This window comes from Burkholderia sp. LMG 13014, from assembly GCF_905232215.1.
Classification (GTDB): Bacteria; Pseudomonadota; Gammaproteobacteria; order Burkholderiales; family Burkholderiaceae; genus Burkholderia.
This window is the reverse complement of sequence record NZ_CAJNKE010000269.1, coordinates 1-7851: the sequence shown is the minus strand read 5'-3', so window position 1 is coordinate 7851 and position 7851 is coordinate 1. Positions and strand designations below refer to the sequence as shown.

Here is a 7851-nt window from a genome sequence, read left to right as displayed (position 1 = left end):
ACGACGTCGACGCGGTCCGCCCGCTCGTGAAGCCGCTGTGCCGCGACAGCTTCATCTGCGGAGAGGTGCCGTCGGCGCTGACGATGAAGCTCGCCGTCAACCTGTTCCTGATCACGATGGTCACCGGCCTGACCGAAGCCACGCATTTCGCACAACGCCACGGCATCGATCTCGCCCGCTTCGCCGATGTGCTGAACGCCGGCCCGATGGCGAGCGACGTGTCGCGCGTGAAGATCGGCAAGCTCGTCGCGGCGGATTTCTCCGTGCAGGCCGCGATCACCGACGTGCTGAAGAATGCGCGCCTCGTCGCCGAATCGGCGCGCAGCATCGGCATCGCGTCGCCGCTGCTCGATATCTGCCACGCGCTTTACGGCGAGACCGAACAGGCCGGGCACGGGTCCGCCGACATGGTCGCCGTGATCCGCGCGATCGAGCAGCGTACCGAGGACGGGCGATGACTCGCCGCCTGGAACGGCTCACCTCCACCCGCTTCGACGCTTAGCACCCTCATGTCCGATTCCTCGCCCGCGCCGACCGTGCGCCCCGTTCCCGCCGTGATCGGCGTCGTCCTCCGCGAGCACGACGTGCTGATGGTTCGCCGCGCCAATCCACCCGATGCCGGCTGCTGGGGGTTTCCCGGCGGCAAGATCGAAGCCGGTGAAACCGTCACGCGCGCCGCCGTGCGCGAGATCGCCGAAGAAACCGCGATCGACGTCGAAGCGCTGGACGTGTTCACCGCGCTGGATGCATTCGATCACGATGCCAATGGCGGCCTGCGCCAGCATTACGTGCTGGTCGCCGTGCTGTGCCAATGGCTGCGCGGCATGCCCGTTGCGGGTGACGATGCACTCGAAGCGCGCTGGTTCGATCTCGCCGAACTCGATCGTGACGATCTGCCGATGAGTGCGGGCGTGCGGGACGTGGCGCGACGGGCGGTGGAACGGGCAGCAGCCTTGGCCGAAACGCCTCGCGCCCGAACCTGACATAATGCTTACTTCCCGCGCCACCGTGCAGGCGGCCCGATCGGGACCATGACGGCGCCGGCCACCTGCCGGCATCGCGACCAAAACAACAAATCGAATCATGATCAGAATCCGCCAATCCACCCCGGCCGACGGCGCGCGCGTGCTCGATATCTGGCGCAGCGCAGTCGATGCCACGCATCATTTCCTGAGCGACGACGACCGTCGCTCGATCGAGTCGGAAGTCGTGGCGTTTCTGCCCGATGCACCACTCGATCTGGCCGTCGACGAAACCGATCGGCCAATCGGTTTCATGCTGCTCGACGGCAGTCACATGGAAGCGCTGTTCATCGATCCCGCTCATCACGGCGCGGGGATCGGACGCCTGCTTGTTGAGGAGGCGCTCAGGCGCCATCCCGGCCTGTCGACCGACGTCAACGAGCAGAACGAACAGGCGGCGGGATTCTATGAGCGGCTGGGATTCGAGCGCACCGGGCGATCGGCGCTCGATGGACAAGGTCGGGCTTATCCGTTGATTCACCTGCGCTATCGCAGGGGCGATCAAGCCTGAGCGGTATCGCGAAAGCGCATGCCTTCTGCTTGCGCTTCGTCTCGTGTGCTTTCGTCGACGGCCATCCCGAGCATCCGGTTGCCTTCGATTCCGCGATACCCATGACGTCCCTACATCACGGGCATCGCACCGTTACGCGCGTCCCCGCGCAAGCCTGCTCCCGACGGCCGCAAACGCGCGCTGCATGAAGCCGTTGAACCGCTCGGCGTCGCGCCGCAGCCCGGCTTGCTGGCCGCCGATCAGGCAGAGATGCGCGAGTTGCCCCACGATCTCGGCTTCGCCCGGCATACGGGCCCAGCGGCGGGACGTCTCGACCGCGAATGCCAGGCGCGTCGCATCGACGCGCTGCTGGAATTCCGCCACCAGCGGATCGTGCAGCGCCCACGCGCGAATCGCGATTTCACGGCCGGGCCGCTTCTCCGCGGCAATGTGCAGGTAGCGCGTCAACGTGTCGCCGGCACCGCGGCCGCCCGCCGCATACGCGAGCATGCGTGCGGTGTAGTCGTCCTCCCACACGGTCAGCAAGGTCCTGACGAAGTCCTCGCGATTGCGGAAGTGGTGATAGAACGATCCGCGGGTCACGTTCAGCCGTCGCGCGAGGTTCTCGGCGGAAATGCCCGCATACCCTTCCCCGTCGAGGGCCTCAAAGCCCGCTGCAATCCAGTCGTTTCGCGTCAGTGTGCTCATCGTCATCGCCATACAGGCTGTGTATGGTGCGGTAGGGACAGATAGGCTGCGAACTCTATCACGGCCGCCGCCGCATCCGGCAGCGCGCCACCACGCATGGAGTCCACCTTGAAAGACATCGCTCTCGTTGCATTCGACCGGTTCACCGACGTCGACCTGTTCCTGATGTGGGACATACTCGGCCGCAACAGCCGCGACTGGCGCGTCCGGATCCTGGGTGCGCAGCCGGTGCTGCATTCCGCACACGGTCTGGCCATCCCGACGCACGGCCCGCTTGCCGACGCCAATCACGCCGATGCGGTCCTCTTTTCGAGCGGCAAGGAAGGCGTACCGGCCGCACTGGCCCATCCCGATTTCCTGCCGTCGTTCGATCTCGATCCCGAGCGCCAGCGGGTCGGGTCGATCTGCGGCGGGGCTTTCATTCTCGAGCGGCTCGGGCTGCTGCCGGAGCGCCGCGCCACGACGCATCCCGACGCGCGGAAGGGTTTGCAGGCACTCGGGCTGGACGTGCTGAACCAGCCGCTGGTGTGCCACGGCAACGTCGCAACCGCGGGCGGATGCCTGGCGTCGGTCTATCTGACGGGATGGCTGGTCGAATCGATGTTCGATGCGGATAAGCGGCGCGAGACGCTGCTGCCCGTGCTGCCTGCCGGGCAACGGGAGATTTACGAAGATCTGATCGAGTTCAGCATCAGGCAGGGTGCGGGACAAGCCACGGGCCCGATCCGGATCCTTGAAGGCGAAACCGGGCTGGCGGCGTGACGCGCGGACCCATGGGCTGCTGATAGTCGGCGGCCAGCACCCTGTTGCATCGTCGTGCGTCCTGCCAAGCCAACGGCGGGTCGGAACGAATTCGCGGGCGGCCCGCCTCATCGATCGGATCGGCGCTCGCTGCACGCATAGTCGTTTCCCGGGCTGAACGAGCCTGTCGCGGGCCTGGAGATGCTAACCTCTCGGCCACTCTAACGACACCGCGTGAAGCAACAGGATTCGACCATGCAAACCGTTGCGGTACTGGACTTCGAAACAACCGGACTTTCGCCGAATATGGGCGACCGTGCGACCGAAATCGCCGTCATCCTGCTCCGGGACGGACAAGTCGTCGACCGTTTCCAGAGCCTGATGAATGCAGGCAGACGCATACCGTCCGATGTCGTCGCGCTGACCGGCATCACGAACGAGATGATTGCATCGGCGCCGCCAGCGTCGACAGTCATGAAGGAAGCCGCAGCGTTCGTCGGCAAGCATGCGGTCGTCGCGCATAACGCCGGCTTCGACAAACGGTTCTGGCAGGCGGAACTCGGGCTGCTCGGCATGTCGGCCGAGCATGCGTTTGCTTGCACGATGCTCGTGGCGCGACGTATCTACCCGGATGCCCAGAGTCACCGCCTGTCGAGCCTGGTGGATATGCTGCGGTTGCCCAAATCGGGCCGTGCGCACCGGGCGATGGTCGATGCCGAGATGGCCGGTCACCTGTGGTGCCGGCTGCAGCAGGACATTGCGCGGACTTACGGGCTGGGTCGTATCGATCACGCACTCATGGCGCGCGTGCAGGCAACGGCGAAGGCGAAAGTGCCGATGTATCTGCGTTCGCTCGTGGGGTCACACGCGTGAGATCCGGTCAGCGGACGTAAGCGATCGCCATCGAGCGCACAACGGATTGCCGCGTCACGAATGCCGCACGACGTCTCGTGACTCACGCAACGCGTTAACGAAAAACGGCTTGGCAATCGCCAAGCCGTTTCTTGTCCCGGACCGTGCCGGGACAGCCGAACAAGCTGAACCCGCCATCCGCTCACGCCCTATCGCGCCACCAACCGATGCGCCACGACGAGAGCGGAATCGAACGCTGATTCAGCAGGAACGCTTATTCCCACTCAATCATCAACAGGTCGCCCAAGCCCGCGTGGTTAAAGGGATTGGCTGTGATTGACATGGATCTTTACCGTCGCTTTTACCGTCAGAAACGCACATCTTTTGCCGGCGGGGGAGATGGAGCGATTTGCGGGACAGCGACTCTTACGACACCATCATCAATCAGGTCATAGGATACAGAAAACGCGGCATTCTTGCCCGTTCGATGCCAGCTGATTGATCGCCTACGGCCGCCTCAACAGCGTCTCGATTGCCGTGGCCACTGCCTCTAGGGCATTGATGACGCCATCCATGACGAAATCGAGTGCGCGGCCATAGCCCTCGTTGACGTTCGCCGTGTCAAAGCCAAGGCGCTGCAGGGTCGCGAGGCACTGCTCCACGGTTTCGTGAGCGTCGGCAATTCGAAGGTCGTTGTTTAGAAACAGGGACGCCATCGCTTCACTGCGGATGCGCCAACCTTCTGGCTCTGCCCCTGAGGCAAAGGCATCACTTGCCTCCTCATGAGCATTCAACCTTTCGATGACGTTCAGAAGGGCCTGCAGCAGCTTGAGGCTTCCAAGATCCCTGACAGCAGCTCTCGGACATCCGGCAGCCTCCAACAACGACTTGAGGTAGCCATTGGGAACGCGTTGCCACACCTCGTGCAAACCTTTGCAGCGAGCCAAGAACATCTGTTGCGACATGTCTAATGGTGCGACCTGGGCTAACCGACTGAGCGCCGGATAGGCTGACCAACCATTAGCCGCCACCTCTGCACGATCAAAGCCCGTCAGCTCCACCGCCGACTTGTTCAGCCCCACGGTTGCGCCGAGTGCGGAAAGGCCGTCACCCAATCGTAGAAGCACATCGAGCAGCCGCTGCACCTTCACAACCACATGCTCTTCATTCCGGTCCACATGCGCCAAGTCTGCCGGATCGACCACGAATGATCGGGCATGAACGATCTCGCGATCCGGCTTCGGCTTGTACAACTCTCTCATCGGGACTTGAATCAGATTTCTTCCGACCCGGCGACATTCGGTGAAACTCCACTGCCCTCTATATGAGGGACTGCAGTACCACTGCCCTCCAATACGCGTCGGGGTCGTGCCGTAGAAAGTGCTCTGTTCGTATTTCTGAAGAAACCGATCATCGAGATAGACTGAATCAAGTCCCATCAAGGCGTTCGCACGCGCGTGCGTCATAGGCTGAGCGTCGCCAGGCCACAGAATGCCCTCAGCGGTCTGCTCTGGACATAGTTCCGGCATCACCGCCTCGACGGAAGCCCAGAGCTGGAGCAGAAGCCCACCTTTGTGCTCGCGGATATCCAACTCATACCAGGCAACCCCTTCGGCAGGCTTGCGGCTCACATGAGTCTCCCCTCCCATAAGCGCACGGACTTCCTGGACATCTTGCAACTGAGCTGAGTAGTAGAAAACTCGCACCCCCCGCGCACCACGCAGCCAAAGGTAGCGACGGAGGTACTCATTCGACATGCGCCAGCTGACCGATCTCTTCAACTTCCAGTGGTAGTCACTGGACACCTCGCCCTCGGCCACACCGAACTCCGGAAGCCCCAAGTCATCGTAGACAAGGCGTTGCTGATCGTTGCCGACACAACGGGGAGTCAATCCAAGGGTCATCCAGACCTTCTCGGCTAGATTGAAGGTGTAGAACGAGCTGTCACCCCAAGCCGCAACGATGTAGTCATAACCCGATATCGATGGAGAAAAATCCGTCGAGCAACCGCGCACGTCACCGGCAGGAACGGAGAACTCGACCACGCCATCGCCCGCCTCAGAGAGAACTTCGATGGGGCCATCATCAACTCCGGGAACCACTGCCATCAGCAAATGCAGGTGCTCGGCTTGCTCTCCATGCGGATCGGATTCCTGCATCGCGGCCACCTCTACAACTTGGCTGGGCGACAAGCCGACAGGTTCCAGCAGACCGCGCAGCCTTGGTGGCAAAGCATGAGCCGGGATGGGAAATTCTTCTAGATAGTCAAACGGCATGATTCTTCTTGTAGGATTTTTAAAGTGACCAGGTGCTAGGCGCTTTGCGCTTGTACCTCTTCTGCGGCAGGCAGCATGATGTCGCGCCAACTGATAGGAACGTCAGGCAGCATCTTCGCCTCGGCCGCCAACAGCCCGGTGTGTCCAGGATGGTTCTCCACAGCCAGCGCCACAACTCCGCGACATCCGTCCATATCACCGAGACCTCGAAGTCGCTCGGCCAGCTCCAGGGTAAGCGCAGCCTCAAATAGCCGCGGGAACCTCAGACCATTCGCAGCGGAGCGCCGACGCAAGTAGGTATTCAGTGCGGCTCGATGGGTTTCCAACGACCAGGGCACGGTTTGCCCAGATAGCGCATGCGCAACCAGCGCTTCCGATGACGGCTCTCCCAGCTCCTCTTGAATCAACGCCTCGATTGGCGGCGGCATCTCGGCCAAATCCTGTCTCGCCACATGCATATTGAACAACGCGTGCAAAGCCAAGTACGGCAGCCTGAGGCGTTTCTCCAGGCGCGGAACAATCTCGCGCGCAGCTGCCAACACCGGCCTCAAATCTGTAACGACTGCATCCGGCTCTCTGAGAAGCCAAGATGCAAGCTGCTGCAGAAAACCTTCCAGCTTGTCGCGACCAGACTTCGCAATATCACCTACAGCGTGGCCTACCCAGTATTGTGGAGCCATGCGCACTTGAACAACGCCGCTTCGCTCCAGGCGGTAGTTGTATGGCTCATGCTGCACAGTAGGCTGGCGCATGACGAATTCAATGATGACTTCACGCATCAAACGCGAAAGTCCTTGGAGCGTTAGATGCGTGGCCCGCTCTTCGATCGAAGTCTCGCTGTAGCCATGTCCCATTGTCACGACATCCGGCAACCGTCGAAGTTGGTGCACATACTTGGATCGCGATTGGTAAGCAGTACCAAGCGCCTCAACAAGATCCGATCTTCCCAGAAGTGGACCACTGGCTGTGCTAAGCGCCTGACGAAAGTACGCAGGTAAGGTATGAGCCATTGCGAACTCTCGAAAGCGGCGCGCTAACGCGACGTGTTCAACGCTGAGTAGTGCCGCCCTGACGCGTTGCGCAATCGCTTCGTCTGCCCCAGACAATGCCTCATCGACCGCCTTGCGCTTGCGCTCGTCAAATGAATCCCAGTCACTTTCATGACCGTCAAAGTCCTGGGCGAGCGACTCTACGGAGGCAACCAGCAATGTGTAGGCCAGTTCCAGATCATCAGCAATGCGATGCATTCCGTTGATGTAGGTCCGAAGCGCGCGCATAACACCTAGAAAGGTGCGTCGCGGCAGTCCGATGAGCTTCTCGACGAACTCTTCCAGAAACTTCAAATCACCTGCCTGGCACCAGATCTCTCTATCGAAGAACCGGCGGACAAGCGTTTGCGGAGCGACCATCGTTGCCAATCCGCGCTGGCCAGCCGTCAGTCTTCTGGCCAGATCAACGTCGGGCGTACAAACACAGTTCAACGCAAAGGACACCACAACTGAATAGTCCTGGAGATATGGATCGACAGTAGAGGAAACGAGTACACCCGGCCCCTGCTCTTCGCCTTCCATGCGCTCAGTGAACTCATAAACCAGGACAGTGGGACGTATCGAATAGCTCGATGACGGCAACAGTCGCCCCGCAGCTGTTTCGACAGCATTATCTCTAGCGAGAATGGCATTCGTATAGAGCATCCCGCGCAAGAGGTTTTCCCTTCCTGCGGGCCTAGTGAATAACTTCCCAGTAGCGATTTGAAGCACGC

General features: G+C 61.3%; 8 protein-coding genes. 5 read left to right on the top strand and 3 right to left on the bottom strand.

The genetic code is table 11. The features are described from left to right. The 3 genes from JYJ84_RS22665 to JYJ84_RS22655 all read left to right on the top strand — a co-directional run. Window positions 1-458 (top strand): NAD-binding protein (locus JYJ84_RS22665; RefSeq protein ID WP_205189490.1); only part of this gene is annotated, 458 nt, incomplete at its 5' end. 51 nt (window positions 459-509) lie between these two features. Next, the gene (locus tag JYJ84_RS22660) at window positions 510-983 is read left to right on the top strand and encodes an NUDIX hydrolase (RefSeq protein WP_175223357.1); all 474 of its coding nucleotides are present in this window, start codon (window positions 510-512) and stop codon (window positions 981-983) included. Window positions 984-1083: 100 nt separating this feature from the next. Next, window positions 1084-1533 carry an acetyltransferase gene (locus tag JYJ84_RS22655; RefSeq protein WP_175223356.1) on the top strand — a complete coding sequence of 150 codons (450 nt, stop codon included), beginning with the start codon at window positions 1084-1086 and terminating at the stop codon, window positions 1531-1533. A 132-nt stretch (window positions 1534-1665) separates the two neighbouring features. On the opposite strand, the gene JYJ84_RS22650 is transcribed toward JYJ84_RS22655, so the two are convergent. After that, window positions 1666-2220: a TetR/AcrR family transcriptional regulator gene (locus JYJ84_RS22650; RefSeq protein WP_122946704.1), complete on the bottom strand. Its 555-nt coding sequence runs from the start codon at window positions 2218-2220 to the stop codon at window positions 1666-1668. 96 nt (window positions 2221-2316) lie between these two features. Here JYJ84_RS22650 and JYJ84_RS22645 point away from each other — a divergent pair, with 96 nt between their 5' ends. Then, window positions 2317-2982, top strand: coding sequence for a DJ-1/PfpI family protein (locus tag JYJ84_RS22645; protein WP_175223355.1), 666 nt, complete (start codon window positions 2317-2319; stop codon window positions 2980-2982). A gap of 234 nt (window positions 2983-3216) precedes the next feature. After that, the gene (locus JYJ84_RS22640) at window positions 3217-3834 is read left to right on the top strand and encodes a PolC-type DNA polymerase III (protein WP_122945682.1); all 618 of its coding nucleotides are present in this window, start codon (window positions 3217-3219) and stop codon (window positions 3832-3834) included. Window positions 3835-4319: 485 nt separating this feature from the next. Here the strand turns inward: JYJ84_RS22640 and JYJ84_RS22635 are convergent, their stop codons facing one another. Both JYJ84_RS22635 and JYJ84_RS22630 read right to left on the bottom strand, forming a co-directional pair. Then, window positions 4320-6089 carry a hypothetical protein gene (locus JYJ84_RS22635; RefSeq protein WP_175223354.1) on the bottom strand — a complete coding sequence of 590 codons (1770 nt, stop codon included), beginning with the start codon at window positions 6087-6089 and terminating at the stop codon, window positions 4320-4322. A gap of 35 nt (window positions 6090-6124) precedes the next feature. Further along, window positions 6125-7851, bottom strand: a 1727-nt coding sequence (locus tag JYJ84_RS22630; RefSeq protein WP_240201889.1) for a hypothetical protein, incomplete at its 5' end; no start/stop codon positions are given.